Origin of the sequence: Nocardioides carbamazepini, from assembly GCF_024614185.1 — a bacterium.
GTDB classification, from domain to species: Bacteria; Actinomycetota; Actinomycetes; order Propionibacteriales; family Nocardioidaceae; genus Nocardioides; species Nocardioides carbamazepini.
The window spans coordinates 209,612-235,992 of sequence record NZ_JAHTLF010000003.1; the positions used below are offsets into that span (position 1 = coordinate 209,612).

28 protein-coding genes are annotated in these 26,381 nt (G+C 72.7%); 15 read left to right on the top strand and 13 right to left on the bottom strand.

Annotation, left to right across the window (positions count from 1 at the left end; genetic code table 11):
• Positions 1-9: 9 nt before the first annotated feature.
• Positions 10-579 carry a Uma2 family endonuclease gene (locus tag KVF89_RS01510; RefSeq protein ID WP_257422735.1) on the bottom strand — a complete coding sequence of 190 codons (570 nt, stop codon included), beginning with the start codon at positions 577-579 and terminating at the stop codon, positions 10-12.
• Between the two features lie 117 nt (positions 580-696).
• On the bottom strand, positions 697-1,290 hold the full coding sequence (locus KVF89_RS01515) for a TetR/AcrR family transcriptional regulator (RefSeq protein WP_257422736.1): 594 nt from the start codon (positions 1,288-1,290) through the stop codon (positions 697-699).
• A gap of 68 nt (positions 1,291-1,358) precedes the next feature.
• Here KVF89_RS01515 and KVF89_RS01520 point away from each other — a divergent pair, with 68 nt between their 5' ends.
• The gene (locus KVF89_RS01520) at positions 1,359-1,937 is read left to right on the top strand and encodes a hypothetical protein (RefSeq protein ID WP_257422738.1); all 579 of its coding nucleotides are present in this window, start codon (positions 1,359-1,361) and stop codon (positions 1,935-1,937) included.
• Here KVF89_RS01520 and KVF89_RS01525 read toward each other — a convergent pair.
• Positions 1,895-2,638, bottom strand: coding sequence for a PaaX family transcriptional regulator C-terminal domain-containing protein (locus tag KVF89_RS01525; RefSeq protein WP_257422741.1), 744 nt, complete (start codon positions 2,636-2,638; stop codon positions 1,895-1,897). The two genes, KVF89_RS01520 and KVF89_RS01525, sit on opposite strands and share 43 nt — an antisense overlap.
• A 55-nt stretch (positions 2,639-2,693) precedes the next feature.
• On the opposite strand from KVF89_RS01525, the gene KVF89_RS01530 reads away from it, so the two are divergent.
• A complete protein-coding gene (locus tag KVF89_RS01530) occupies positions 2,694-3,713 on the top strand; it encodes a crotonase/enoyl-CoA hydratase family protein (RefSeq protein ID WP_257422742.1) in 1,020 nt (339 codons plus the stop codon).
• A gap of 5 nt (positions 3,714-3,718) precedes the next feature.
• Positions 3,719-5,359: an acyl-CoA dehydrogenase family protein gene (locus KVF89_RS01535; protein ID WP_257422743.1), complete on the top strand. Its 1,641-nt coding sequence runs from the start codon at positions 3,719-3,721 to the stop codon at positions 5,357-5,359.
• Positions 5,360-5,410: 51 nt separating this feature from the next.
• Here KVF89_RS01535 and KVF89_RS01540 read toward each other — a convergent pair whose 3' ends face one another.
• Entirely contained in the window at positions 5,411-6,001 is a 591-nt protein-coding gene (locus tag KVF89_RS01540; RefSeq protein ID WP_257422745.1) for a TetR/AcrR family transcriptional regulator, read from the bottom strand.
• Between the two features lie 122 nt (positions 6,002-6,123).
• On the opposite strand from KVF89_RS01540, the gene KVF89_RS01545 reads away from it, so the two are divergent.
• The 6 genes from KVF89_RS01545 to KVF89_RS01570 all read left to right on the top strand — a co-directional run bounded on the left by KVF89_RS01545 (position 6,124) and on the right by KVF89_RS01570 (position 14,413).
• Positions 6,124-7,275 (top strand): ScyD/ScyE family protein, encoded by a 1,152-nt coding sequence (locus tag KVF89_RS01545; RefSeq protein WP_257422747.1) that lies wholly within the window; start codon positions 6,124-6,126, stop codon positions 7,273-7,275.
• Between the two features lie 53 nt (positions 7,276-7,328).
• A complete protein-coding gene (locus KVF89_RS01550; RefSeq protein WP_257422748.1) occupies positions 7,329-8,930 on the top strand; it encodes an acyl-CoA carboxylase subunit beta in 1,602 nt (533 codons plus the stop codon).
• An 11-nt stretch (positions 8,931-8,941) separates the two neighbouring features.
• On the top strand, positions 8,942-10,765 hold the full coding sequence (locus KVF89_RS01555) for an ATP-binding protein (RefSeq protein ID WP_257422750.1): 1,824 nt from the start codon (positions 8,942-8,944) through the stop codon (positions 10,763-10,765).
• Positions 10,765-11,706 carry a hydroxymethylglutaryl-CoA lyase gene (locus tag KVF89_RS01560; protein WP_257422751.1) on the top strand — a complete coding sequence of 314 codons (942 nt, stop codon included), beginning with the start codon at positions 10,765-10,767 and terminating at the stop codon, positions 11,704-11,706. The genes KVF89_RS01555 and KVF89_RS01560 overlap by 1 nt, the downstream gene beginning before the upstream one ends.
• 189 nt (positions 11,707-11,895) lie before the next feature.
• Positions 11,896-13,089: a hypothetical protein gene (locus KVF89_RS01565; RefSeq protein WP_257422753.1), complete on the top strand. Its 1,194-nt coding sequence runs from the start codon at positions 11,896-11,898 to the stop codon at positions 13,087-13,089.
• An 85-nt stretch (positions 13,090-13,174) separates the two neighbouring features.
• Positions 13,175-14,413, top strand: coding sequence for a hypothetical protein (locus KVF89_RS01570; RefSeq protein WP_257422755.1), 1,239 nt, complete (start codon positions 13,175-13,177; stop codon positions 14,411-14,413).
• On the opposite strand, the gene KVF89_RS01575 is transcribed toward KVF89_RS01570, so the two are convergent.
• Positions 14,374-15,069: an EcsC family protein gene (locus KVF89_RS01575; RefSeq protein WP_257422756.1), complete on the bottom strand. Its 696-nt coding sequence runs from the start codon at positions 15,067-15,069 to the stop codon at positions 14,374-14,376. The two genes, KVF89_RS01570 and KVF89_RS01575, sit on opposite strands and share 40 nt — an antisense overlap.
• A gap of 69 nt (positions 15,070-15,138) precedes the next feature.
• On the opposite strand from KVF89_RS01575, the gene aat reads away from it, so the two are divergent.
• From aat to KVF89_RS01590, 3 genes are all read left to right on the top strand, one after another.
• Positions 15,139-15,885, top strand: a complete 747-nt coding sequence (aat, locus tag KVF89_RS01580; RefSeq protein ID WP_257422759.1) for a leucyl/phenylalanyl-tRNA--protein transferase — start codon at positions 15,139-15,141, stop codon at positions 15,883-15,885.
• Positions 15,886-16,050: 165 nt separating this feature from the next.
• A complete protein-coding gene (locus tag KVF89_RS01585; protein WP_257422761.1) occupies positions 16,051-16,488 on the top strand; it encodes a hypothetical protein in 438 nt (145 codons plus the stop codon).
• 23 nt (positions 16,489-16,511) lie between these two features.
• Positions 16,512-17,150, top strand: a complete 639-nt coding sequence (locus KVF89_RS01590) for a hypothetical protein (protein ID WP_257422762.1) — start codon at positions 16,512-16,514, stop codon at positions 17,148-17,150.
• Positions 17,151-17,229: 79 nt separating this feature from the next.
• On the opposite strand, the gene KVF89_RS01595 is transcribed toward KVF89_RS01590, so the two are convergent.
• Both KVF89_RS01595 and KVF89_RS01600 read right to left on the bottom strand, forming a co-directional pair.
• Positions 17,230-17,568 carry a rhodanese-like domain-containing protein gene (locus KVF89_RS01595; protein WP_257422764.1) on the bottom strand — a complete coding sequence of 113 codons (339 nt, stop codon included), beginning with the start codon at positions 17,566-17,568 and terminating at the stop codon, positions 17,230-17,232.
• Between the two features lie 28 nt (positions 17,569-17,596).
• Positions 17,597-17,812 (bottom strand): ABC transporter permease family protein, encoded by a 216-nt coding sequence (locus KVF89_RS01600; RefSeq protein WP_257422766.1) that lies wholly within the window; start codon positions 17,810-17,812, stop codon positions 17,597-17,599.
• Between the two features lie 88 nt (positions 17,813-17,900).
• Between KVF89_RS01600 and KVF89_RS01605 the strand changes: the two genes are divergently transcribed.
• On the top strand, positions 17,901-18,935 hold the full coding sequence (locus KVF89_RS01605) for an SHOCT domain-containing protein (RefSeq protein ID WP_257422768.1): 1,035 nt from the start codon (positions 17,901-17,903) through the stop codon (positions 18,933-18,935).
• 180 nt (positions 18,936-19,115) lie between these two features.
• Here KVF89_RS01605 and KVF89_RS01610 read toward each other — a convergent pair whose 3' ends face one another.
• Complete coding sequence (locus tag KVF89_RS01610; RefSeq protein WP_257422770.1) at positions 19,116-19,994, bottom strand: Fpg/Nei family DNA glycosylase; 879 nt, start codon at positions 19,992-19,994, stop codon at positions 19,116-19,118.
• 161 nt (positions 19,995-20,155) lie between these two features.
• On the opposite strand from KVF89_RS01610, the gene KVF89_RS01615 reads away from it, so the two are divergent.
• Entirely contained in the window at positions 20,156-20,833 is a 678-nt protein-coding gene (locus tag KVF89_RS01615; protein ID WP_257422772.1) for a hypothetical protein, read from the top strand.
• 87 nt (positions 20,834-20,920) lie between these two features.
• Here the strand turns inward: KVF89_RS01615 and KVF89_RS01620 are convergent, their stop codons facing one another.
• Entirely contained in the window at positions 20,921-21,127 is a 207-nt protein-coding gene (locus KVF89_RS01620) for a hypothetical protein (RefSeq protein WP_257422773.1), read from the bottom strand.
• Positions 21,128-21,223: 96 nt separating this feature from the next.
• On the opposite strand from KVF89_RS01620, the gene KVF89_RS01625 reads away from it, so the two are divergent.
• A complete protein-coding gene (locus KVF89_RS01625) occupies positions 21,224-22,432 on the top strand; it encodes an ATP-binding protein (protein ID WP_257422775.1) in 1,209 nt (402 codons plus the stop codon).
• Positions 22,433-22,457: 25 nt separating this feature from the next.
• Here KVF89_RS01625 and KVF89_RS01630 read toward each other — a convergent pair whose 3' ends face one another.
• The 4 genes from KVF89_RS01630 to KVF89_RS01645 are packed head-to-tail and all read right to left on the bottom strand — an operon-like array spanning position 22,458 to position 26,311.
• A complete protein-coding gene (locus KVF89_RS01630; protein WP_257422777.1) occupies positions 22,458-23,267 on the bottom strand; it encodes an ABC transporter ATP-binding protein in 810 nt (269 codons plus the stop codon).
• Between the two features lie 2 nt (positions 23,268-23,269).
• Entirely contained in the window at positions 23,270-24,319 is a 1,050-nt protein-coding gene (locus KVF89_RS01635) for a FecCD family ABC transporter permease (protein ID WP_257422778.1), read from the bottom strand.
• Positions 24,316-25,362: a FecCD family ABC transporter permease gene (locus KVF89_RS01640; protein WP_257422780.1), complete on the bottom strand. Its 1,047-nt coding sequence runs from the start codon at positions 25,360-25,362 to the stop codon at positions 24,316-24,318. Before KVF89_RS01640 ends, KVF89_RS01635 begins: the two co-directional genes overlap by 4 nt.
• Positions 25,363-25,372: 10 nt before the next feature.
• A complete protein-coding gene (locus KVF89_RS01645; protein WP_257422782.1) occupies positions 25,373-26,311 on the bottom strand; it encodes an ABC transporter substrate-binding protein in 939 nt (312 codons plus the stop codon).
• Positions 26,312-26,381 lie beyond the last annotated feature (70 nt).

The following is a 26,381-nucleotide window of genomic DNA, read 5'->3' on the forward strand; positions in this document are numbered from 1 at the left end:
CCGCCCCGGTCAGTCGACCAGCTCGGCGGGCGTGATGGTGACGGGGAACGGCAGCTCGGCCGTCCAGGACTCCTTGCCGGTGACGTCGGCGACCTCGACGTACTCACCGTCGCGCAGCTCCCAGGCGATCAGGCGCAGCTTGACCGGGTCGATCACCCAGTACGACGTGACGCCCGCGCGCTCGTAGCGCTTGAACTTGGTGTTGAGGTCGTACAGGGCGGTGCTCGGCGAGAGCACCTCGACGACCAGCAGTGGTGCGCCCTCGACGTAGCCGTGGGCGGCCGTGGGCCCCTTGGGGATGACGATGACGTCGGGCTGTACCGCCGTGTCTTCGCTGAGGATGTCGAAGGGTGCGGTCAGCACCTCCGCGCCGGGAGGCTCCGCCGCCAGGAGCAGACCGATCAGGCGCACGACAGCCCGTTGGTGGGGGCGACTGGGACTGGGCATCTCGATCAGCACGCCATCGATGAGCTCATATCGGATGCGTTCATCGCACAGCTCCGCCACGTCGAGCGCGGTCAGCGCGCGGCCGACGGGGATTCCCGCGAGCAGGTCCGCGCCAGGCGACAGACTGGTCATGACTCCCATGGTGCCTCACTTCCGCGCGATTCCCGAGTGTCCTCACGCCGTTCATCGTCACCGCCGCAGGTAGGCCGCGCCAGTGCGGTCAGCGTGCCTGTGGAGAACCGCCCGCCGTCACGCGAGCGGGCGGGCCAGGGCGTCGAGATGGTCGTCGAGCGACCGGGTGGCCGCGCGGCGGAGCCGGGGGTCGCGCATCGTGTGCAGTGCCAGCCCGTCGAGCAGCGCGTGGAGTGTCGTGGTCTCCCGTCCCAGATGGCGATCGGCAGCGACCTGGCCGGCATCGCGGAGGTCGGTGAGGCAGCGCAGGCACAGCCCGCGGATCGCCTCCTGGGCATCGTCGGCCAGTGCGGTCAGCTCCGCGTGCCGCGGGCCCTCGGCCAGCAGGGCGAGGTGGACGTGCATCTCGACGGTGCGCTCGTCGTCGAGGGGGAGCAGCTCACGCAGGGCCGCGACCGCCCGGCGGCGCGGGTCCCGCACCTGGCCGTGGCGAGCGACGCGCGCGGCGGCACGCTCATGGGCCAGGCGCATGGCGAAGGCGAGGAGCTCGGCCTTGGTCGGGAAGCTGTGTCGCAGCGAGCCGAGCACGAGGCCGGCCTCGGCGGCGACGGTCCGCAACGACACGGCGCCGACGCCCTCGCGGAGCACCAGCCGCCACACCGCCTCGCCGATCCGTTGCCGCCGCTCCTCGTGGTCGATCGTTCGCGGCATGGTCTGACATTAGCACGACTGTGCTACGGTCTCGGTTCTAGCATGCTCGTGCTACGAAAGGAGCGATCGTGTTCGTCGCCGGCTTCATCGCCGCCTCCGAGATCGGCCTGTGGGTGCTGCTCGGGCTCGGCCTCGCGCTGCGCTACGTGTTCCGCCGGCGCCGGGCGAGCACCGTCACGCTCGCCCTGATCCCGCTGCTCGACGTCGCCCTCGTGGTCGCGGTCGCGGCGGACCTGCACCGCGGTGCCGAAGCAGGTGCGACCCACGGCCTGGCCGGCATCTATCTCGGCTTCTCCGTCGCCTTCGGTCCGTCGATCGTGCGCTGGGCCGACGTCCGCTTCGCGCACCGCTTCGCCGACGGCCCGCCCCCGGTCAAGCCGCCCAAGCACGGACCGGAGCGGATGGCGGCGCTGTGGCGCGAGTGGTTCCGGGTCGTCCTCGCGGCGGCCATCGCGTCGGTCGTGCTGCTCGGGCTGGTCGCCCTCGTCGCCGACGGGGACCAGGACGGGGTCCTGCTCGACTGGACCCGCCCGCCGTGGACGCTCGTCGGTCTCTGGTTCCTCTTCGGGCCGCTGTGGGAGCTGCCCAGCTCGCGCCGTGGAGCTCAGCGCGACGAGGAGATGGCCAGCTCGCGCAGCTCGTCCTGATAGGCGGCGTAGGCGGTCCGCATCGCGCCCGCCGGCCAGTCCGCCGGCAGCAGGGCGGCGGGCAGCAGCGGGTCGGCCGCGAGATGGCGCACGACGTGCGCCGCGACGGCGAGCCGGGGCGCGGGCGCGGTCGTCCGCTCCAGGCGCCGCAGCAGGCGCCGCCCCTCCCGGGCCCAGGTGGTCAGGTCCCACAGTCGGGCGGCAAGGGCGGCGGGGTCCTCGTCGGGTGTGGCCGTGAAGGTGCCGAGGACCGTCTCGTCCGCATAGCCCCGTGGCCGCCGCAGGTTCGCCGGTCGGGTCCACACGCCCTCCCGCAGCTCCGCCAGGCGGTACGACGCCAGCTGCTCCCGCAGCGCCGCGCGCTCGGCTCCGGTGCGCCCGGTGACCACGACGACCGCCATCTCCCAGGCGCCCTTCCAGGCGGTCTCGGCGTCGAGGACGGCCTCGTCCTGGCGACGCTGACGGGCGGCGAGCCGCTCGCCGAGGGCGTAGCCGGCCGACTGGCCCGCCTCGGTCGCCGGATCGCGTCGCAGGTCGCCCGCGGCGACGGCTCGGGTGAGCGCGACCCGGACGGTCGCGGCGGGGATGCCGAAGTGCTCGCCCGCGCGGATCAGCTCGGCGGCGCTCATCCGGTCGGGGTGGGACCCGAGCAGCAGGCTCAGCATCACCGAGCGCGCCGACAGCGGGGCGATCTCGTCCATGCCCGTCATGCTACACATCTGGACACGGTTGTGGAGCAATGCGTAACATCGAGGAATGGCCGATGAAGCTCCGTGGCGCCGGGCCGCGACCGAGGGCGTGGACTCGCCGTACCGCGCCGCCCCGTCGCCGGGCGACGCGCCGCCGACGTACCGGACCCTGACCTACGAGGTCGACGGCCGGGTGGCGCGGCTGACCTTCGACCGGCCCGAGCAGGGCAACTCCATCACCCCGGACACGCCGATCGAGCTGGCCGACGCGGTCGAGCGCGCGGACCTCGACCCGCGGGTGCACGTGATCGTCCTGAGCGGTCGCGGCAAGGGCTTCTGCGGCGGCTACGACCTCGCGGCCAGCGCCGAGCACCTGATGGACGGCGGCATGACCGGCGGCGCACCGCGCAGCGGCACGGTGCTGGACCCGACCGTGCAGATGCTCAACCACGACCCGGCCGGGACCTGGGACCCGATGGTCGACTACGCGATGATGAGCCGCTTCACGAAGGGCTTCGCCAGCCTGCTGCACGCCGACAAGCCCACGGTGGCGAGGATCCACGGCTTCTGCGTCGCCGGCGGCACCGACATCGCGCTGCACTGCGACCAGATCGTGATCGCCGCCGACGCCAAGATCGGCTACCCGCCGACCCGGGTCTGGGGCGTGCCGAGCGCGGGGCTGTGGGCACACCGCCTCGGTGACCAGCGCGCCAAGCGCCTGCTGCTCACCGGCGACACCCTCACCGGCCGTGAGGCCGCCGCGTGGGGGCTCGCCATCGAGGCGCCGGAGCCCGAGGATCTCGACGAGCGCACCGAGCGGCTGGTGCAGCGGATCGCCGCGATGCCCCTCAACCAGCTGATGATGGTCAAGCTCGCCCTCAACTCCGCCCTGCTCGCCCAGGGCGTGCAGAACAGCCAGTTGATCAGCACCGTCTTCGACGGCATCTCCCGCCACACCCGCGAGGGCCACGCCTTCCAGCAGCGCGCCGCCCAGGCGGGCTTCCGGCAGGCGGTGCGCGAGCGCGACGGCGCGCCGTACGACGACCACGGACCAGCCACCAGCAACGTCACGAACAGCGAGGGATGATCGCCATGACCAGCACCCACGATGGCCAGGATGAAGTACTGAACCAGGTCCCGCCGCTCGTCGGCCACGACACCTCCTCCGACCCGGCGCTGCTCGAGGGCATCGAGCGGGAGGGGGCGGGCTGGGCCCTCGACGACATCCGCGCGATCGGCCGCCTCGCCGGCACGCCCGAGGCCATCGACCTCGGCCGGCTCGCCGAGCGCGTCCCGCCGCGGCTGCACACCCACGACCGCTACGGGCGCCGCATCGACGAGGTGGAGTACGTACCGGCGTACCACCAGCTCATGGAGACCGCCGTCTCCCACGGCATCCACGCGGCGCCGTGGGCCGACGACCGCCCCGGCGCGCACGTCGCCCGCGCGGCGAAGTTCTACTCCTGGAACGTCGACGCCGGCCACGGCTGCCCGATCTCGATGACCTATGCCGTCGTTCCGGCCCTGCGCGCGAACCCCGAGCTCGCCGCCCGCTTCGAGCCGCTGCTCACCAACCGCGAGTACGACTTCGGCCTGCGCGACCCCGAGACCAAGCGCGGCCTGATCGCGGGCATGTCGATGACCGAGAAGCAGGGCGGCTCCGACGTCCGCGCCAACACCACGACCGCGACGGCCCAGCCCGACGGGACCTACCGCATCGTCGGCCACAAGTGGTTCACCTCGGCGCCGATGTCCGACATGTTCCTCACCCTCGCCCAGGCCCCGGGCGGCCTGTCCTGCTTCCTGCTCCCGCGCGTGCTGCCGGGTGGGGAGGCCAACCCGATCCGGTTCCTGCGGCTCAAGGACAAGCTCGGCAACAGGTCCAACGCCTCGTCCGAGATCGAGTACGACAACGCCGTCGGCTGGCTCGTCGGCGAGGAGGGCAAGGGTGTCAAGACCATCGTCGAGATGGTCAACATGACCCGCCTCGACTGCGTGATCGGGTCGGCGTCGGGCATGCGGAGCGCACTGGTCCAGGCGGCCCACCACGCCCGCCACCGTGCCGCCTTCGGCAAGCTGCTGATCGACCAGCCGCTGATGCGCAACGTGCTGGCCGACCTCGCCGTCGAGTCCGAGGCCGCCACCACCGCGATGATGCGGCTGGCCGGCGCCAACGACCGGGCCATCCACGGCGATGCCGGCGAGGCCGCGCTGCGCCGTCTCGCGCTCGCCGCGACCAAGTACTACGTCTGCAAGCGTGGCCCGGTCGTCGCCAACGAGGCGCTCGAGTGCCTCGGCGGCAACGGCTACATCGAGGACTTCGACCTGGCGCGCATCTACCGGGAGGCACCGCTGATGTCGATCTGGGAGGGCTCCGGCAACGTCGCCGCCCTCGACGCGCTGCGCGCCATCGGCCGCGAGCCGGAGTCGCTCGACGCCTTCTTCACCGAGGCCGAGCTGGCCGTCGGCACCGATGCGCGGTACGACGACGCGCTGACCGCCTTGAAGAAGGAGCTCACGGACTTCGACGACATCGAGCTGCGCGCCCGCCGGCTGGTGGAGCAGATCGCGGTGGTCTTCCAGGCCGGCCTGCTGATCCGCTACGCCCCGACCGCCGTCGCCGACGCCTTCTGTGCAACCCGCCTGGCCCGCGACTGGGGCAGCGCCTTCGGCACCCTGCCCGCCGGCCTCGACCTCGCCCCGATCCTGGAGCGGATCGAGCCGGGATTCTGATCCGCCTGTCGTGGCGGTTCAACTACCGAATTCGTCGATGGTCCGGTCGGTTCACGACAAATTCGGTAGTTGAACCGCCGCATCGACCCCGAGCGCCCCCAGCGCCATCGACCCGAGCAGGTCCCGCAGCGCGACGTCGGGGATGCCGTGGCCGGCGCGGGGGGTGGAGTTGAGGAGGCCGAAGGTGGCCTGGGCGGCGGCATGCGCGCGGGCCTTGTCGAGGTCGGGGCGCAGGGCGCGGAGCTCGTCGGCCCACAGGTCGACGTACGCACGCTGGAGCCGGCGGACCTGCTCCCGGGCGTCCTCGGGCAGTGACTCCCAGTCGCGGTCCTGGACGATGATGAGCGGGCGGTGGCCGAGGGCGAACTCGACGTGCCAGTCGACCAGCCCGCGCAGCGCCGCCGCCGGGTCGCCGCTGCCGGCGGCCACCCGCTCGCGGCCCACCTCGAGCAGTCGCTCGCTGATGGAGGTCAGCATCTCGGCGAGCATCGCCTGCTTGGACGCGAAGTGCTTGTAGAGCGCAGGACCGGAGATGCCGCAGGCCGCGCCGAGGTCGGCGACGGAGACGCCGTGGAAGCCCCGCGCGGCGAACATGTCGGCTGCCACGGCCAGGATCTGCTCGCGGCGGGTCGGCTCGGTCACCCCCGAAGGCTAGTGGTCATCACCGCAGGTCGTCCCCTCGATGGGTCATGACGCGGTCGGTCCGACGCTGCTAGGCAGGAGGACGGTGCAGAGTGCGCCATCGACCTCGGAGGGAGCTGGGCATGAGCAAGGCAGCGATCAGGGTGGCAGCGACGGTGATGGCGCTCGCACTCGTGGCGGCCGGAGGGCCGGCCGTGGCCAAGCGCGGCGGGGACGGCGGCGACGGTCCGACCACCATCACCGCGCTCGACGGACCTCGTGGCATCGACGCGCTGGGGCGGGGCCGCACCCTCGTCACCGAGACGGGCGGCGACTTCAGCCTCGTCGTCGAACGCAAGCACAAGCCGGCCCGGGTGATCCCCCTCGGCAACCTGCCGACCGACTTCCCGCCGGCGATCGCCAAGGGTCCCCACGGCACGATCTACCTGCTCACCGGCGCGTCCGGGCCCCCGCCGGAGGAGTCGGCGCGGATGCTGCAGAGCGCCGCCGCGGAGCCGGCCGCCGGAACCACGCTCTTCAAGTGGCGGCCCGGGTGGGACGGGCCTCGGCCGGTCGCCGACATCGGGGCCTACCAGGCGACCGACCCCGACCCTGAGGACCAGGAGGGCTTCCCCGAGGACAGCAACCCGTTCGGCCTCGCCGCGCTGCGCGACGGCACCGTGCTGGTCGCCGACGCGGCGGGCAACGACCTGCTCCGGGTGTGGCCCGACGGACGCATCGTGACGGTGGCGCGCCTCAAGCCGCGTCTCGTGGAGGTGCCGGCCGGCCTGCCCGACGTACCGCCTGAGGAGGGTGGGCCGCTGCCGCCGGCGGGGACGCCGATCCTGGCCGAGGCGGTGGCCACGTCGGTCACGGTCGGGGCGGACGGCTACTGGTACGTCGGCGAGCTGCGCGGCTTCCCGGCCGCCCCTGGCACCTCGCAGATCTGGCGGGTGGCGCCGGGCGCGCAGGATGCCGTGTGCGACCCCGAGCATCCCTGGAGCGGCCCGTGCAAGCGGTACGCCGACGGCCTCACCTCGATCACGGACCTGGCCGCCGGCCAGGAGGGCGTCTACGCGCTCGAGCTGTCGAAGATGAGCTGGCTCGCCTTCGAGCTCGGTCTGCCGGGCTCCGAGGTCGGCGGGCTCTTCCTCGTGCGCAGGCCCGGCCGGAGCCCGCGCGTGGTCGAGCTGCTGCCGGACCAGCTGATCCTGCCGGGCGGCGTCGACGTGAGCGACCGGGTGTACGTCGTCGGGCCGCTGTTCGGGCCGGGGGCGCTGCTGCGGCTCCGCTAGCCTGATCGGAGCAAGGGATTGCCGAACAGGTTAATGGTCATTAACCTGTCCTTGTGTCCGAGACTTCCGAGCCCACGCTCCGTGACCTCGCCGCCGACCTGCGCGAGCGCCTCGACCGCGTGCGCCAGGGCGGCAGCGAGGCGGCCCGCACCAAGCACACCGACCGCGGCAAGCTCCTCGCCCGTGACCGCGTCGACGGGCTGCTCGACCCCGGCAGCCCGTTCCTGGAGCTGGCGCCGCTGGCGGCGTACGGCATGTACGGCAAGCCGGGCGACGATCACGCCGTCCCGGCTGCCGGCGTCGTCGCCGGCATCGGCCGGGTCGAGGGCCGCAACGTCATGGTCGTCGCCAACGACGCGACGGTGAAGGGCGGCACCTACTACCCGATGACGGTCAAGAAGCACCTGCGGGCGCAGACCGTCGCCGCCGAGAACCGGCTGCCGTGCGTCTACCTCGTCGACTCCGGCGGCGCGTTCCTGCCGATGCAGGACGAGGTCTTCCCCGACAAGGAGCACTTCGGCCGGATCTTCTTCAACCAGGCCAACATGTCCGCGCGCGGGATCCCGCAGCTCGCCGCGGTGATGGGCTCCTGCACCGCCGGCGGCGCCTACGTCCCCGCGATGTCCGACGAGACGGTGATCGTCAAGAATCAGGGCACCATCTTCCTCGGCGGCCCGCCGCTGGTGAAGGCCGCGACCGGTGAGGTCGTCAGTGCCGAGGACCTCGGCGGCGGCGACGTGCACGCCCGCAGGAGCGGGGTCGTCGACCACCTCGCCGACGACGACGCGCACGCGCTGCGGATCCTGCGCGGCATCATCGACACGCTGCCCATTGGGCAGAGACCGCATGCTGGAGGCCTGGAATTGCGCGGTTTGGTCCCAAACCGCGACCTTTCTGACGCGCCCGTCGAAGATCCGCACGAGTCGCCGGAGAGCATCTACGACGTGGTGCCGGCCAGCACCCGGACGCCGTACGACGTGCGCGAGGTGATCCGGCGCCTGGTCGACGGGAGCCGGATGCAGGAGTTCAAGCAGCTGTACGGCGAGACGCTGGTCTGCGGCTTCGCCCGGATCCACGGCCACCCGGTGGGCATCGTCGCCAACAACGGCATCCTGTTCTCCGAGAGCGCGCTCAAGGGCGCGCACTTCGTCGAGCTGTGCAACCAGCGCGGCATCCCGCTGCTGTTCCTGCAGAACATCTCCGGCTTCATGGTCGGTCGCGAGTACGAGAACCGCGGCATCGCCCGCGACGGCGCCAAGCTGGTCACCGCGGTCGCCTGCTCCGTCGTACCCAAGCTCACCGTCGTCATCGGCGGCTCCTTCGGCGCCGGCAACTACGGCATGTGCGGGCGTGCCTACGACCCGCGCTTCCTGTGGATGTGGCCCAACTCCCGGATCTCGGTGATGGGCGGCGACCAGGCGGCCAACGTGCTCGCCACCGTCGCCGGACGCGAGGACGATCCCGACGTGGAGGAGTTCAAGCGGCCGATCAAGGAGCAGTACGAGACGCAGGGCTCGCCCTACTACGCCTCCGCGCGGCTGTGGGACGACGGCGTGATCGACCCGGCCGACACCCGGCGGGTGCTCGGCATGGCGCTCGACGTCGTCACCGCCGTCCCCGTCCCCGAGCCGTCCTACGGCATCTTCCGCATGTGATGAGGACAGCGATGACGAACCAGATCAAGACCCTCCTCGTCGCCAACCGCGGCGAGATCGCCCGTCGCGTCTTCCGCACCTGCCGCGACCTCGGCATCCGCTCCGTCGCGGTGTACACCGACCTCGACGCCGACGCGCTCCACGTGCGCGACGCCGACGTCGCGCTGCGCGTGCCGGGCTATCTGGACGCCGACGCGGTGCTCGCGGCCGCGAAGGAGTCCGGTGCCGACGCGATCCACCCGGGCTACGGCTTCCTCTCCGAGAACGCCGGCTTCGCCGCGGCGGTCACCGGCGCCGGCCTCGCCTGGGTCGGGCCGAGCCCGCGCGTCATCGAGCAGATGGGCCGCAAGGACGCCGCCCGTGACCTGGCCGTCGCCGCCGGCCTACCGGTCGTGCCGTCCTATGCCGTCGACGAGGACCCGGCCTCCTTCGCCTACCCCGTCCTGGTCAAGGCCGCCGCCGGCGGTGGCGGCAAGGGCATGCGCGTCGTGCGCGCGGCGGCCGACTTCGACGCCGCCGTCGCGGCCGCGAAGCGCGAGGCGGCCGGCGCCTTCGGTGACGACACGATCCTGATCGAGAAGTACGTCGAGCGCGGCCGCCACATCGAGGTGCAGGTGCTCGGCGACAGCCACGGCACGGTCGTCCACCTCGGCACCCGCGAGTGCTCGGTGCAGCGTCGCCACCAGAAGGTCCTCGAGGAGGCGCCGGCCCCGGCGCTCGCCGACGAGCTGCGCGAGCGGATCCACACGTCGGCCGTCACGCTCTCCGCGTCGGTCGGCTACGAGAACGCCGGCACCATCGAGTACCTCCTCGACGCGAGCACCGGCGACTTCTACTTCCTGGAGATGAACACCCGGCTCCAGGTCGAGCACCCGGTCACCGAGATCCACAGTGGCACCGACCTCGTCGCGCTGCAGATCGCCGTCGCCGCGGGCGATCCGCTGCCGTTCGACCAGGCGGGGCTGCGCTTCGGTGGCCACGCGATCGAGGCCCGGATCTACGCCGAGGACGCCTTCGGCGGCTTCCTCCCGCAGGCCGGTACGGCGACCGTCGTGTCCTGGCCGGAGGGCGCGCGTGTCGACCACGCGCTCGAGTCCGGCCAGGTGGTGAGCACGTCGTACGACCCGATGCTCGGCAAGGTGATCGTCTCCGGGCGCGACCGCGAGGCGGCGCGGCGCGCCCTCGTCGCCGCCCTCGACGACACCGCGATCCTGGGTCTGACGACCAACACCGGCTTCCTGCGGGTGCTCGCGGCGGGGGACGAGTTCGCCGTCCCCGGCGGCATCGACACCGCCTGGCTGGACCGCCACGACGTGCCGGCGCCCGACCCGGCACCCGCCCGGGCGGTCGCGGCCCGGCTCTGGCTCGACGCCAACACCGCCGTGGGCGGCCCCTTCTCCGGTGACGGCTTCCGGATGGGCGCTCCCGCGGCCCCGGTCGTCGTGGAGTTCACCGACGGAGACGTGGTGGTGCGCGGCGGTGGTCGAACCGCTCGATCGAAGGACCCGATCGCCCGGGCGAGCCGGCACCATGTCGAGCTCGCCCACCAGGGCCAGCGCTACGTCTTCCACCGCCCTGACGCGAGTGCCGACCACGGCGCGGCCGCCGGCGACGGCACGATCGTCGCGCCGATGCCGGGCACTGTCCTCGACGTCAAGGTCGCCGTGGGCGACACCGTCGCCGAGGGCGACGTGCTCGGCGTCGTGGAGGCGATGAAGATGGAACTGGCCCTGAAGGCGCCGTACGCCGGCACCGTCACCGCCGTCGGTGCGGCCATTGGCCAGCAGGTCGCTCTGGGCGCCGAGCTGTTCGTCGTCGAGACCGAGGAGGCGTGATGGCGGCGCTGCCGATGGTCGTCCCCGAGCCGGGCCTGCCGACGGAGGTCACGATCTACGAGGTCGGCGCGCGCGACGGCCTGCAGAACGAGAAGGCCGTCGTCCCGACCGAGGTGAAGGCCGACTTCGTCCGCCGCCTGCTGGCCGCCGGCCTGCCGATCGTCGAGGCGACCAGCTTCGTGCACCCCCGGTGGGTGCCCCAGCTCGCGGACGCCGCGGACCTGATGACCAGCCTGACCGCCGATCTCGGCGACGCCGCCCGGCAGCTGCCCGTCCTGGTGCCCAACCAGCGTGGCCTGGACCGAGCGGTCGAGCTCGGCCTGCGTCATGTCGCGGTGTTCGCCTCGGCGACCGAGACCTTCGCGAGCAAGAACCTCAACCGCACGCTCGAGTCGCAGTTCGAGATGTTCGAGCCGACCGTCGCGGCCGCGCTGGCCGCCGGCATGGACGTCCGCGGCTACGTCTCGATGTGCTTCGGCGACCCGTGGGAGGGCGCGGTGCCGGTCGAGCAGGTCGTCGCCGTCGGCAGGCGACTGCTCGACCTCGGCGTCGGCCAGCTCAGCCTCGGCGACACCATCGGCGTCGCGACCGCCGGCCACGTGCGCGCCCTGGTCGCCGCCTTCGCCGCCGCCGGCATCGGCCCCGAGCGGCTCGCCCTCCACTTCCACGACACCTACGGGCAGGCGCTCACCAACGTCCACGCGGGACTGCAGTCGGGCGTCACGACGTACGACGCCTCGGCGGGCGGCCTCGGCGGCTGCCCCTACGCCAAGAGCGCCACCGGCAACCTGGCCACCGAGGACCTGGTCTGGTTCCTCACCGGCCTCGGCATCGAGCACGGCGTCGACCTCGACGCGGTCGTCGCCGCCAGCGTCTGGATGGCCGGCGAGCTCGGTCGACCCAGCCCGTCCGCGGTCGTACGGGCCATGAGGGGCGGCTGACCGGACGAGGCCTGCTGCGCGGCGCGCCGGCACGCACCTGGCGGCGTTGGCGTCGCTCGACGGACGACCCGGGTACGACTTCGCTCCGCCGCCTTGCCATGCACGCACCGGCGCACCGCTCGCGACGGCCTCACCCGGTCAGGCGCCCCTCGGTTCCGTGGATTCCTGACGCACCCTTAACGTTGGGCCATGAGTCGACGACGCGCCTGGGGCTGGGTGGCCGCGTTGCGGGCCGGGTCGACGACGCCGTGGCTCGCGTGGCCGACCGACGGCACCGGTGAGGGCGACGCGCTGGCCGCAGAGTTGCCGGGCGCCCAGCAGCTGGCGCTGCTGCGCCGGCTCAACCTGCACGCCGCCGCGGCCGGACGCACCGTCCCGACGGACATCGCCGACCGGGTCCTCGGCGCCGGCGTCTCCGGGCGTGGACGCAGCGAGCTGGCGCTGGTGGGCGTCGACGAGCCCGGACAGTCCCGTGAGGCCGGGAGCTCCGGGCAGTTCGGCCCGCGTCCCGTCGACCCCGACGCCCTCGCCGACGACGAGCTGCTGCGGGTCGCCAGCGCCCTGGTCGCCGACGACGTCGCGGTCGCGGCCGCCGTCCCCGATCCGGAGCCGAGCCTCGTCGAGAGGGTCCGGTCGGTACGCCGGCCGTGGGTGCGCTCGTTCGTCGTCGTCGGTATGCCGTGGCGTGCGGACGCCGTCCGTGCCGACCTGACCGCGCGCGGCCACCGTCCGGGCGGGCGCCGCCCGACGGCGTACCTCCTCGCCGAGGACCTCGAGACCGTCCTCGTCCAGGCCTGGACCTCCCGCTGCTTCGACCAGGGCGGCGCGACCTGGCGTGGCTTCGTGCGCGCCAACGCCGGCGCCGGCAACCTCCCCCCGCGCGCCGACGTCGCGCGGATGGCGCGCTCCGCCGCCTACAAGTACGGAGCCGAGCGGGTCCGGGTCGTCCTCGACGACCGGCTGATGGCCGACGAGCTCGGGGTGCCCCGGCTCGGCGCGCCGCCCCGGCTCGGCGCCCATGCCGTCGACCTGGTCCGCCGGGTGGGTGAGCCGCTCGGCCTGCTGGTGGCCTCGGAGGAGCGTCCGCGACTGCTCCGCGAGACCCTCGGCGAGCGTCTCGACGGTCGGGGGGGACCGCCGCCGACCCTCCCGCCGCGGTGGGACACCTGGCTGCGCACCCAGGCCGAACGCACCCGGCACGACCTCGCCGCCGCTCGCTACCCTGTGCTCGGCGACCTCGACCAGCTGCTGCCGCGCCCCCTCGGCTCCGAGCAGTCGGGCCCGGTGGTCCCGGTCGACGCCGAGGTGCTGTCCCTCGCGCTGGGCCTGCTCCTCGACCCCGTGACCGCGACAGCCAGGACCCAGGGCAAGGAGGACGCGTGAACCAGCCCACCGCGTTCCACGGCTCCCCCGCTGCACTCCGCCGCCGCACGACTCCGCGCGGCCGCACTACCCTGCGGGGACCCCGGTGAGTCGGCGGGTCCTGCTCCACGTCGGCACGCCCAAGACCGGGACGTCGTACCTCCAGGACGTGCTCTACAAGAACCGCAGCCGCCTGCTCAAGCAGGACGTCAGCTATCCGGCGGACCGGTTCGATGCCCACTTCCTCGCGGCGCTCGACCTGATGCGACTGCGCTGGGGCGGGCTTGAGGCCGAGGCGGTCGGTGCCTGGGACAAGCTCTCCGCGCAGGTCCGTGAGCACGACGGCACCTCGATCATCAGCCACGAGATCCTCGCCTCCGCCTCGCGCAGCCAGGTCGCGCGGGCGCTCGCCTCGCTCGGCCACCGGCCGGGCGGTGACACGAGCGACGGCGGCACCGAGGTCCACCTGATCCTCTCCGTGCGCGACCTCGTCCGGCAGATCCCCGCCGAGTGGCAGGAGAACGTCAAGCACCGGGCACGGTTCGGGTACGGCCGGTTCCTCGAGCTGATCCAGGACCCCGAGCGGGCGCACCGGGTCGGCGCCTGGTTCTGGGGTGTGCAGGAGATCCCCGACATCCTGGACCGCTGGGGCGCCGACCTCCCACCGGAACGGGTCCACCTGGTCACCGTGCCGCCGACGGGCGGCTCGCCCGAGCTGCTGTGGGACCGGTTCAGCACGGCGTTCGGCCTCGCCGAGCTCGACCTGAAGCTCACCACCCAGCGTGCGAACCCGAGCCTCGGTGTCCCCGAGTCGGCGTTGATCCGCCGGATCAACCGGGTCGCCGCCCGCGACCTGCCGCCGCAGCACTACCGGCCGCTGGTGCGCGAGCTGCTCGCGCACCGCACCCTCTCCAAGCGCACCAAGTCGGCGCGGCTCGGGCTGCCGCCGGACCAGTACCCGTGGGTGCGCGAGCTCACCGACAGCTGGATCGCCGAGCTGTCCCGCCGCGGGTACGACGTCGTGGGCGACCTGCAGGACCTGCAGGGTGCGCCCGCGCCGAGCGGGAAGTGGGTCGACCCGGACCACCCGCCGGAGCGGCAGGTGGCCTCGGCCGCCGTCGACGCGATCAAGGCGCTGCTGCTCGACAACGCCGAGGCGCATGCCGAGAACGAGCGGCTGCGCCGCAAGCTCGAGGTGGCCCGCCGCGAGCTGGTCCGGGCCCGCACCCCGCGGCTGATGCGGTCGATGGAGTGGACCGTGCACCGGCTCGAGAGCAGCGGCAAGGGCCGCCAGGCGCTGGAGGTCTACCGCAAGGCCAGGGGCCGGAACTCCCGCCCGGCATAGCGCCCGACCCGGTAGGTGCTCCAGCCGTCGGTCACCGCGCCGACGGCTCCGCCGACGAGCGGGACCCGCTTGCCGACCGTGGTGACCATCCGCTTGCCGATCACCCGGCCGATCAGCTCGCCCGCCAGCACGGTGGACACCGTGCGGTCCAGGGTCGGGTCGTGCTGCGGCGCGGTCGCGATCGCCATCGGCGGCGCGGGCAGCTGGTGCCGCTTCACCATCGACCTCACGGCGTCCTCGCCGAGGATGCAGACCAGGATCGCGTTGCGCACCCGCGGGTCGTCGAGGTCGTAGCCGCGCAGGTAGGCGATGCCGGCCACCATCCGGCACTGGATGATCGCGAGCCCGGTGATGCTCGCCGGTGCCACGATGGCGGCCGTGATCAGGCCGCCCAGGTTGGTCGCCAGGCCCTCCACGCCGGCGTACGCGACGTGGTTCTCGATGAGCTCCCGCACCGCCTTGTCGACGTTGCCGTGCTGCTCCTCGAGCTGGGCCCGCGCTGCCTGGGCCGCCGGCGGCAGCGGCCCGACGCCCACCAGGGCCCGGTGCAGGGCCTCGCGTACGAACGACTGGGTCAGTCCCGGGGCCAGCTGGGTGACCTTCGGGGCGAGTTGCTGGGCGGTGCGCAGTGCCAGGCCCTTCTTGAGCGACGCCATGACCCGATCGTAGGCGGACCCTCCATCCGACGGGCCTACCCTCACCTCCCGCCCTCATAGGATCGGCTCGTGCCCGTCGAGCCCGAGCCCAGCCCATGGGTCTTCCCGAGTCGGGCGGACCTGGCGGCGCTGCCGGTGCTCGACGACCCTGAGGAGTACGACGAGGACGAGGCCGACGACGGGGACGGGACCCACGACGGCAGCGACCTGGTCGCGGTGGGGGCCGATCTCGCGCCCGGCACCCTGCTCGCGGCCTACCGGCACGGGCTGTTCCCGATGCCCGAGGGACGCGCGATCGGCTGGTGGAGCCCGGCCCACCGCGGCGTGCTGCGCCTCGACGATCTCCGCGTCTCCCGCTCACTGCGCCGCTCGGCGCGGGACTTCGAGGTGCGGGTCGACACCGCCTTCGACGATGTCCTCGCCGCCTGCGCCGACCCGCGCCGTCCCCACGGGTGGATCGACGACCGGATCGCCCGGGCGTACGGCGAGCTCCACCGGCTGGGCTGGGCGCACTCCGTCGAGACCTGGCAGGACGGCCGCCTGGTCGGGGGCCTGTACGGCGTCGCGGTCGGGGGCCTGTTCGCGGGCGAGTCGATGTTCCACCACGTCACCGACGCGTCCAAGGTGGCGCTGCTCGGGCTCGTCGACGGGCTCCGTGCCGACGCCGACGGGGCCGTGGGCAACCGGCTGATCGACGTCCAGTGGGCCACGGCGCATCTCACGAGCCTCGGTGTGCGACAGGTCACCCGGGCGTCGTACCTGCGTGAGCTGGGCCGCCTGCTCGACGTGCCGACGGCCGCGTTCTGGCAGGCCTGAGCCGTTCCGGCACCGCGCCGGTCACGGATCGGCTACCTGCTGTTCGCCGCGCCTGTGAATAGTCTGAGCCGGGTGGGGGCAGGGTGACCGCGTGGTCGCCCGCTCGGCCGTGCCCTGCTCACGGGCCAGGTCGAGGCGCCCCGGCTCCCTAGGAAAGGAAACGACATGACCCCGATCAAGCGCCCGCTGGCCATCGCCGGCGCGGCCGTGCTGCTGGGCCTGACCCTGACCGCCTGTGGTGGCAGCAGCTACCCGACCGATGCGTCGGAGAAGGAGTTCTGCGAGGGCTTCGGTGACGTCATCACCGTCACCGGCGCCGTCGAGGGCGACGAGCCCACCGAGGACGAGTGGAAGGACCTCCAGAAGGCCTACGAGGACCTCGGCGACATCGGCACCCCCAAGGACATCGGCGACACCGAGCGCAACGGCTTCGAGGTCATGGTCGACACGATCACCGACCTCGACTACGACGAGGCGAAGAAGTCCTTCGGAGACGAGGACGGCGACGACTCCATCCCCGGCGTCTCCAAGGACGACGAGAAGGATGTCGACAAGTTCTCCGACTACCTCCAGGACACCTGCGCCGACCAGCTCGGCGGCTGAAGCATCCCAGGAAGGGAAGCCCCATGACTCTCATGAAGCGCCCGCTGGCCACTGCCGGCGCCACCGTCCTGCTGGCCCTCTCGCTCACCGCCTGCGGCGGCGGAGCGCCGAGCGACGCGTCCGTCGACGACTTCTGCGACGCCGTCGCCGACGCCAGCGGCCAGGAGTTCCTGACCGCCTTCCAGGAGAAGGACTACGACAAGATCGAGGACATCCTCAAGAAGGCGGCCGAGAAGGTCGAGGAGACCGGCACGCCGAAGGACATCCCCGACGACGCGCGCGAGGGCTTCGAGCTCCAGCTCGACGCGTACGACGACCTCGACGCGGACGACATCAAGAAGGCGCTGGAGGCCGAGACCGGCGAGGACCCGTTCGCCGGTGAGCTCTCGAAGGACGAGGAGAAGAAGGTCGAGGCGTTCATGACCTACCAGTCCGAGACCTGCTCCGACGTCAGCGCCCCGGACGGCGACGACCTGCCGACGGACCTTCCGACCGACCTGCCGACGGACCTTCCGTCGGATCTCCCGACGACCCCGGAGGACCTCGAGAGCCTCATGTCGGATCTCCCGACGTCCCCCGAGGACCTCGAGAGCCTCATGTCGGACCTGCCGACGAGCCCCGAGGACCTCGAGAGCCTGCTCTCGGACCTTCCCACGCAGTGACGCACTGCCCGCAACGACACGGCCCCGCCGACCAGGCCGTCCTGGTCGGCGGGGCCGCGTCGTACGCCGGGAGGCGGGATCAGACGACGTACGGCGGCTGGTCGCCGTCGGCGACCATCGCGCGTCCGGCCCGCTCCCACCCGAGCATGCCGTCGACGAGGTTGACGACGTCATAGCCTTGCTGCGCGAGGTAGGCGACCGCCCGGGCCGAGCGTCCGCCGGCCTTGCAGACCACGAGCGTCTGCGGTGCCTCGAGCTCGACGAACTCACCGAGCCGGGCGGGCAGCTCCATCAGCGGGATGTGCAGCGCGCCGTCGATGTGACCGGCGGCCCACTCGTCGTCCTCACGGACGTCGAGCACCACGAGGCCCTCGGGCAGCGGGTCCGGCAGGCCGTCGATCTCGGTCGTTGGGATCACGCGATCACTCTACGACGGCGACCCGGTCCTACTCGACGGCGAGTGCCGCCTCGGCCGGCCGCCCGCGGGTCGCCCGCCAGGCGGGGAGGACCATGGCGCCGAGCGTCAACAGGAGGGTCGCCGCGACCGTCGAGGCGTAGATCCACGGCGACCCTGGGGGGAGCACCGAGTCGAGGCGTTTGAGGCTGACCGGCACCAGGATCCCGACCGCGGCGGTGGTGCCCAGCGCGTGAAAATTGCCCATTCACGAGTCGCGGCCGAGCCCACTCTCCTACGCTTCGCGAGTGCCATACGAACGGCAATTTGCTGCCCCTCCAACAGCCACGCTCACGGTGCTGGAGAAGGCCATCCGTCAGTTGGAGAAGTTCCGGCGAACGGACCCCGCAGGTCGCACCATCGACTTCGGGACCAAGACCAGCGGTTGGTCGTGGGGATCGGCCTGGCGGATCCATGTCCAGCCGTCCGGATCCGGATGCGTAGCCGTCGCCACCATCGTGAGCGCAGGCAGCGCCGTCGCCGAGACCAGCGAGGGCAAGAAGATCCGTCGAATCTTCGACGTCGCCGAGACCCTGCTCCCGAAGCAGACGACCCCAGCCGCCAGTGGTCTGTTCGGCTCCAGCCCGCTCGAAGCACCCGACCTCGTCCCCAAAGTCCATCCCGACCTGCCAGACAAGCACCGGCACCTCGTCCACCCCATCCTGCAAGCCATCGCCGAGGCAGAGGCCGCAGCCGCAGCGGGTGACGTCGTCGCTGAAGAACTCGCCCTCAACCGCGCTACCCGCACAGCAGCCTCCGCAGGGATGCTCGCCATCCGGCCAGCGGCCTGGTGCGAACAAGAGATCCACGCTCGCACCGTCGCAGGTCGACTTCGCAAGAACGTCGAACTGCTCGGCAAGGTCGGAGCCAACCTCGTCATCATGTCCGACCGGGTCACCCAAGGCGAGAAGGTGCAGGCGATGGACGCACGAGTCACCGCGTCTGTCGAAGTCGGTGGAACCATCGTCCAGTCCACCCGACCCACACTCACCCGCATGGCGATGGGCTCGGTGCTGCCCGGAAGTGCGCTCCTCGTCGGCCTCGCGGTCCCAAAGACCAAGACGCGCGATCTGCGTACCGCGAGTTTCATCCTCGCCCACCCCGAATGGCGACTTATCGAACTCATCGACCCAGACGGCGCACACGAAGTCAGCGGCGTTGCCGCACAAGTCAACGCGAACGCCACGCTCCAGCGGGACCAAGCTGCCGTCCCGCCCCAGCAGCAACCGACCAGCATGGCCGACGAACTTCAGAAACTCGCTTCGCTGCGCGACGCAGGCGTTCTCACCGACGTCGAGTTTGCCGCCGCCAAGGCGCGACTCATCGGCTGAGCAGCCGGCCCGATCGTGTCAGACGGCTTGCCTTCGCCCGGCCAGCCCGGTAGGCGGGCTGTTCACGCAAAGTGAAACAGCGCCGGGACTCGTGTCCACGCAAGTGAGACGGCTACCCGCAAGCGCGAAATGGCCGCCTGAAGCGAAATGTGGTCACTCGATCTGAAATTTCGTAACGTTCTACTTGAGGAGCTTGCTCATCCGCCGGTCGGCGAGGGGCTTGCCGCCGGTCTGGCACGTGGGGCAGTACTGCAGGCTCGAGTCGGCGAAGGAGACCTCGCGCACGATGTCACCGCAGACCGGGCAGGGCTTGCCGGTCTGGCCGTGCACGGCCAGATGTGACTTCTTCTCCCTCTTGAGCTCGCTCGCCGCGAGACCGCGGGAGCGCTCGACCGCGTCGCCGAGGGTGTCACGGATGGCGGCGTACAACGTCGCCAGCTCGTCGTCCGAGAGGCTGTCGGACGGCTTGAAGGGCGACATCCGCGCGGCGTGCAGGATCTCGTCGGAGTAGGCGTTGCCGATGCCCGCGATGGTGCCCTGGTGGCGCAGCACGCCCTTGAGCTGCTTGCGTCCGGCGGCGGTGAGGATGCCGGCCAGCCGCTCCGGGGTGAAGTCCTCGGTGAGCGGGTCGGGGCCGAGGCTGGCGACCCCGGGGATGTCCATCGGATCGCGGACGAGGTAGAGGGCGAGCGACTTCTTGGTGCCGGCCTCGGTGATGTCGAGGCCGGGGGAGACGCCGTCCTGCTCGTCGAGGACGACGCGGACGGCCAGCGTGGACTTGGTGCTGGGCCGCGGCGGCAGTGCCGGGACCTCGTCCTTCCAGCGCACCCAGCCGGCACGCGCCAGGTGGAGCACGAGGTGGAGACCGCTGGCCTCGACGTCGAGGAACTTCCCGTGCCGGCGTACGTCGTCCACCAGGGCACCCTCGATGGCCGACAGCGGCGGGTCGTAGGTCTTGAGCGCGCTGAACGCGGCGATGTGGACGCGGGCGAGGGCACGCCCTGCCAGCCGGCCCCGCAGGTCGAGGGCCAGGGCTTCCACCTCGGGCAGCTCGGGCACGCGCTCAGCCTAGATGAACGAGTCCAGGGGATCGCACGCTCCGGCAGTCCGGGACATAGTCCTGTTTCCGGCTCCGGGCCATGACCCGGCTCCGGGCGTCACGTTGGTCGGTCGTCGGCGCCGCTCGGGGGCCCTCCATCCCTCTCCAGAAGGGCCTTCCCATGCACAGCAGGCACCTGACCCTGGGTTCGCTCGCGCTCGTGGCGCTCCTCGGTGCCGGTTCGGGCCTCGTCCCCGCCGCGGCCGCCACGCCCTCCGCTCCGACCGTCGCCGGTGGCGCGCCCGACTGCGGCCGGCCGGAGATCCCGGCCCAGTGGGGCAGCATCGAGCACCCGGCCGTCACCCGGGTCGTCGACGCCGTCACCCGCACCGAATGGCGCTGGCAGCGGTCGATCGGCACGGTCGAGCGGGAGTACGCCCGGGAGAGCGTCGCCCCCGTCGATCTCCTGCACTGGACCCGCTCCGTCGATGTCGTCGAGGAGACCGACCTCCCGGTCGGCGAGCAGCCCGCCGGGGAGGGTTGGGTCGCCGGCGCCACCGCCGAGATCTCGGCCGCCGAGGAGGAGCGGGTCTGGCTGCCCGACGGGGCGGTGCCCGACGCGGGGTTCGTGGCGACCGGCGCGACCCGGGCCGGGACGCCGCGTCTCGAGAGCACCGCCGTCACGTCGGTCCGGCCGCCGGTCGGCGACGGGTGGATGGCACTCCCCGGCTCCGCTGTCGACGTCGTCGTCACGGCCGCCCGTGAGCTCGTGGTCGAGCCGGCCTGGGTGGAGGACTTCGTCGTCGCGCCCGGACAGCCCGCGACGCCGCCCTGCCCCGCGCCGCACCACGGCGCCTGAGCCGCCGCGGCACCTGCCTCGGCGCCCAGCCTCAGGGCCTCAGGGCCTCAGGGCCTCAGGGCCTCGGGGCCTCAGGGCCTCAGGGCGTCAGGCAGCGAGCAGGGCGACGCTCAGCGCGAGGAAGCACACCAGGCCGACGAGACCGATGCCGAGCACGACCGTGGCCACCATCCGCATGCCCGGGGTGTGGTCCACCGAACCGGACCGGTAGGCAAGGGTCCGGATCACCCCGGCCGGGAGGGTGCCGGCTGTGACGATCAGCGCCACCGACCACGCGAAGAACACCGGATCCATGCTCCTGCGGTGCCCGGCCGGGGCCGCCGCAGACGGACGATGCGACACGCTAGCGATGTATAAGGAAGCCGCTAGAGAGGCCGATAGTGTCGGATCATGGACCCGATCCGCAACCCGTACGCACCCGGCGCCGGGCAGCGCCCGCCCGAGCTCGCGGGCCGCGACGAGCAGCTGACGGCCTTCGAGGTCGTCCTCGAGCGGGTCGCCCGGGGTCGCCCGGAGCGCTCGCTCGTGCTCACCGGCCTGCGCGGGGTCGGCAAGACGGTCCTGCTCAACGCGCTGCGCTCGGCCGCGGTCCGCAAGGGCTGGGGGACCGGCAAGCTCGAGGCGCGGCCCGACCAGTCGCTGCGCCGCCCGCTGTCGTCGGCGTTGCACCAGGCGGTGCGCGAGCTCGGGCACCCGGAGCCCGACGAGGCCGATCATGTGCTCGGCGTCATCCGGTCGTTCGCCCAGCGCGAGGCCGGCGCGGACGCCAAGCTGCGGGACAGGTGGTCGCCGGGGATCGCCGCGCCCGCCGTACGAGGTCGCGCCGACTCCGGCGACGTCGAGATCGACCTGGTCGAGCTGCTCACCGACGTCGGCGGCCTGGCGGCGGATGTCGGCAAGGGGGTCGCCGTGTTCATCGACGAGATGCAGGACCTCGGGACCGACGACGTGTCCGCCCTGTGCGCGGCCTGTCACGAGCTCAGCCAGAACGGCCTGCCCGTCATCGTGGTCGGGGCCGGCCTGCCCCACCTGCCGGCGGTGCTGTCCGCGAGCAAGTCCTACTCCGAGCGGCTCTTCTCCTACCAGCGCATCGACCGCCTCTCGCGCGAGGCCGCGGATCGGGCCCTCGTCGCCCCGGCCGCCGAGGAGGAGGCCGCATTCACGCCCGACGCCCTCGCCGCGATGTACGACGCCACGCGGGGCTACCCCTACTTCATCCAGGCCTACGGCCGATCCGTGTGGGACCTCGCTCCCCGCACGCCGATCACGGCCGACGACGTCGCCGTCGCGGGCCCGGAGGCCGAGGCCGAGCTGGCGGTCGGCTTCTTCGGATCCCGCTACGAGCGCGCCACGCCGGCCGAGCGCGACTACCTGCGCGCGATGGCCGACGCCGCGGTCGCCTCGTCCGACGACGGCGTCGAGGATCCGGTCGGCTCCGTGGCGACGGCCGACGTGGCCGGCGTCCTCGGGAAGAAGCCCCAGTCGCTCTCGCCCGCCCGGGACGCGCTGCTCAAGAAGGGCCTGATCTACTCCGGCGAGCGCGGCCGGATCGCCTTCACGGTGCCCCACTTCGGGCGCTACCTCCGCACCCAGGCGTAGGCCGCGTGGGCCGCGCGTGGGCGGTCTATCGCGGCGCCACGGCGGAGCCCAGCGGCACGATGAGCGGGCCGCCGGTCACCGGGTCCTCGATCAGCACGTTGGGCAGCCCGAAGACCTCCTCGACCAGCGCGGAGGTGATCACCTCGCGCGGCGGGCCCTCGGCCACGATGGCGCCGTCCCGCATGGCGACCAGGTGGGTGGCGTAGCGCGCGGCATGGTTGAGGTCGTGCAGCACGGCCACCAGGGTGCGACCTTCGCGGTTGAGGTGCGCGAAGAGCTCCAACAGCTCGATCTGGTGCGCGATGTCGAGGTAGGTCGTCGGCTCGTCGAGCAGCACGACCGGCGTCCGCTGGGCGAGCACCATCGCGACCCAGACGCGCTGGCGTTGGCCTCCGGAGAGCTCGGTGACCGGACGTGTCGACAGCGCGGTGGTCTGCGTGGCGGCGAGCGCGTCGGCCACGGCCGCGTCGTCCTCGGCGGACCACGGCTGCATCAGCCGCTGGTGCGGGAAGCGGCCGCGGGCGACGAGCTCGGCGACGGTGATGCCGTCGGGGGCCAGTGACGACTGCGGCAGCAGGCCGAGGCGGCGGGCGACCTCCTTGGGCCGGTAGGTCGCGATGTCGCGGCCGTCGAGCACGATCTGGCCGGTCCGCGGCGTCAGCAGGCGGGCGAGGCCGCGGAGGAGCGTGGACTTGCCGGACGCGTTCGGGCCGATGATCACCGTGAACGACCCGTCCGGCACGGCGACGTCCAGGTGCGCGCTGATGACGCGCCGGTCGTAGGCGAGCTCGACGCCGCGTGCCTCCAGACGCGCGTGCCCGGGTCCGTCCGTCATCTCTACCTCCGCAGCTCGCGAACGATCATCCACACCAGGAACGCCCCGCCCAGCACGACCGTGACCACGCCGGCGGGCAGCGTCACCGGCAGCAGGTGCTGCGCGACGAAGTCCGACACCAGGAGGAGCCACCCGCCGAGCAGCGCGCTCAGCGTGAGCGGGAGGTACGGCGTACCGGCCGCCCGTCGCGCGATCTGGGGCGCCGCCAGCGCGATGAAGGCCACCGGGCCGACGACCGCGGTCGCCACGCACACCAGGGCGACGCCGAGCAGCACGGCGGTCGCCTGCACCCGTCCGGGCCGCAGGCCGAGCGCCGCGGCGGCGTCGTCCCCGAGGTCGAGCTGCCGCAGGCCGGGAGCGAGCACGGCGCAGGCCGCGAGGAGCACGGCGACGCATACCCCCGCGCCGAGGACCTGGGGACCGGTGACCCCGTTGAGGCTGCCGGCACCCCAGGCGGAGGCGAACATCGCGGTCTCCACCTCGATCTGGAGCAACATCCAGGTGTTGGCCGATGCCAGCATCGCCGAGATCGCGATCCCGACCACGATGAACCGGAAACCCTCGATCCCGTCGCGGAGGGCCAGCAGGTAGATGAGCGCCCCGGCCACCGCGCCGCCGAGGACCGAGCCCGCCGTGACCAGCAGCCAGGACGTCCCGAGCAGCAGCACGGTCAGCAGCATGCCGGTGAACGCGCCGCTGGAGAGGCCGAGGATGTCGGGGCTGGCGAGCGGGTTGCGCGTGAGCGTCTGGAACAGGGCGCCGGACACCGCGAGCGCCGCGCCGAGCACGACGGCGGCCAGGACCCGCGGCAGGCGCCACTCCAGGACGACCGTCGGGGCCAGTCCCTCCCCGGCCCCCCGGAAGACGGCGATCACCTCGCCGGCTTCGAGGGAGAAGTCGCCGGTCATGAGGGAGAGCACCGACGTGACGACGAGGGCGGCGACGACGCCCGCACCCACCAGGAGACTGCGGGTGCGCAGGATCGCATGCATCCCGGCGGTGCCGATCCGATGGCGCCGGTGGCCGAACTCCACGCGAGGGATCGTGCTCACAGCGCGGCCGCCTTGCGGCGTCGTACCAGGACGATCAGCAGGGGCGCCCCGACGAACGCCGTGACGACGCCGACGGGCATCTCACCGGGCAGGACGAGGAGGCGCCCCAGCACGTCGGCGACCAGGAGCAGGGTCGGTGCGAGCAGGACGGTCCCGGCGAGGATCGTGCGCTGGTCCGGACCGAGGGTCCACCGGACGACGTGCGGGACCATCAGCCCGATGAAGGAGATCGGGCCGGCGACAGCGGTGGCCGACCCCGCGAGGAGAGTCACGGCGCAGACCACGAGCAGCCGGGTGCGTCGTACGTCGACGCCGTGGCTGCGGGCGAGGTCCTCGCCGAGCGCGACGGAGTTGAGACCACCGGCGACGACGAGCGCGAGCAGGAGGCCGAGGCCGGCGAAGGGCAGCACCGGCGCGAGGACGTCGAGTCCGCGGCCGAGCACCGTGCCCGCGTTCCAGCTGCGCATCCTGTCGAACGCCGTGGGGTCGCTCAGGCTCAGACCGGTCGTGAGCCCCGACAGCACGGCGCCGAGCGCGACCCCGGCGAGCGTGAGGCGGACCGGGTCGGCCGCGCCCCGGCCGGTGGATCCGATCACGTAGACCGCCACGGTCACGACGAGCGCGCCGGCGAAGGCGAGCCAGACGTAGCCGGCGATCGACTGGATGCCGAGGAGGCTGACGCCCAGGGCGACGCAGAACGCGGCACCGGCGTTGACGCCGAGGATCCCCGGGTCGGCGAGCGGGTTGCGGGTGAGCGCCTGCATCAGCGCGCCGGCAACGCCGAGCGCGATCCCGACGACGATGCCGACGATCGTCCGCGGCACGCGGAGATCGCGGACCACATACCGGGTCTCGGCCGTGCCGCCGTCGCCGAGCGCGGCCAGGACCTCGGCCGGGCTCAGCGGGTTCGACCCGACGGCCAGGGACAGCACGACCGCCACGCCGAGGGCCGCCGCGAGGCCCAGCAGCCAGCCCGGGCGTGGGGTGGAGCGTGGTCGTGCGGCGGTCCCGGCGTCGGGCGCGGTGGGGAGGTCCAGCGGCATCGAGGGAGCGTCAGCTGCCCTCGGCCAGGATCGCCTCGATGTCGTCGAGGACGGCCTGGCCGCCCAGCGGGCCGACACCGGCGACCCAGTAGGAGAAGTCGACCAGATGCGGGTCGGGGAAGGCGGCGGCGTTGTCCGCGACCGGCGTCGGGAGCGTGCTGGGGTCCGACGGGTCGGTGCTGGTGACGAACACGTGGTCGCCCTGGGCCTCGAGGATCCGCTCCGGCGAGATGTCGATCGAGATCGAGCCGGCCCAGTCCTGCTCGGGGATGGTGAACCCGACGCACTCCAGGGTGCTGCCGGCGAAGGAGGTCGGGCCGTAGATGCTCAGCACGGCCTCGTCGCGCGGGCGCACCAGCTGGGCGGTCGAGCCCTCGAGCCGGAACTCCTCGGCGATCGCGGCGCACCGCTCGTCGTACTCGGCGAGCAGTGCCGCGGCCTCGTCGGGCAGGTCCAGTGCCTCGCCCACGAGCCGCACGTTGTCCTGCCAGGGGTCCTCCTGCGAGGCCATGAAGACGGTGGGCGCGATGTCGCTCAACTGGTCGTAGAGGTCGGAGTGGCGCGACTCGGTGCCGATGATCAGGTCCGGCTCCTGCTCGGCGATCTTCTCCAGCGACGGCTCGGTCACCGTGCCGACGGCCTCGATCTCCGCGGCCGCCTCGCCGAGGTACGCCGGCACGCCGGTCTCCTCGCTGGCGACGGCGGCGCCGACGGGCGTGACGCCGAGCGCGACGGCCGTGTCGAGCTGCACCGGCTCGAGGACGACGACCCGCTTCGGCTCCTCGGGAACCGCGGTCGTGCCGCGGGCGTGCTCCACGTCATGGACCGGACCGGCGTCGGCCGCGTCGTCCTCCGACGAGCAGGCGGTGAGGGAGAGAGCGGCGACGACGGCCGCCGCGAGGAGGGCGACTCGCCGGACGGAGCGGGCGGCGTACGGGGCGCGGGGCATGCGGATCCTTCTGGTTCGAGAGCCGGGTGCGTCACCCTGCGGCGACGGCGGGAGGCCGCGGGAGCACGTC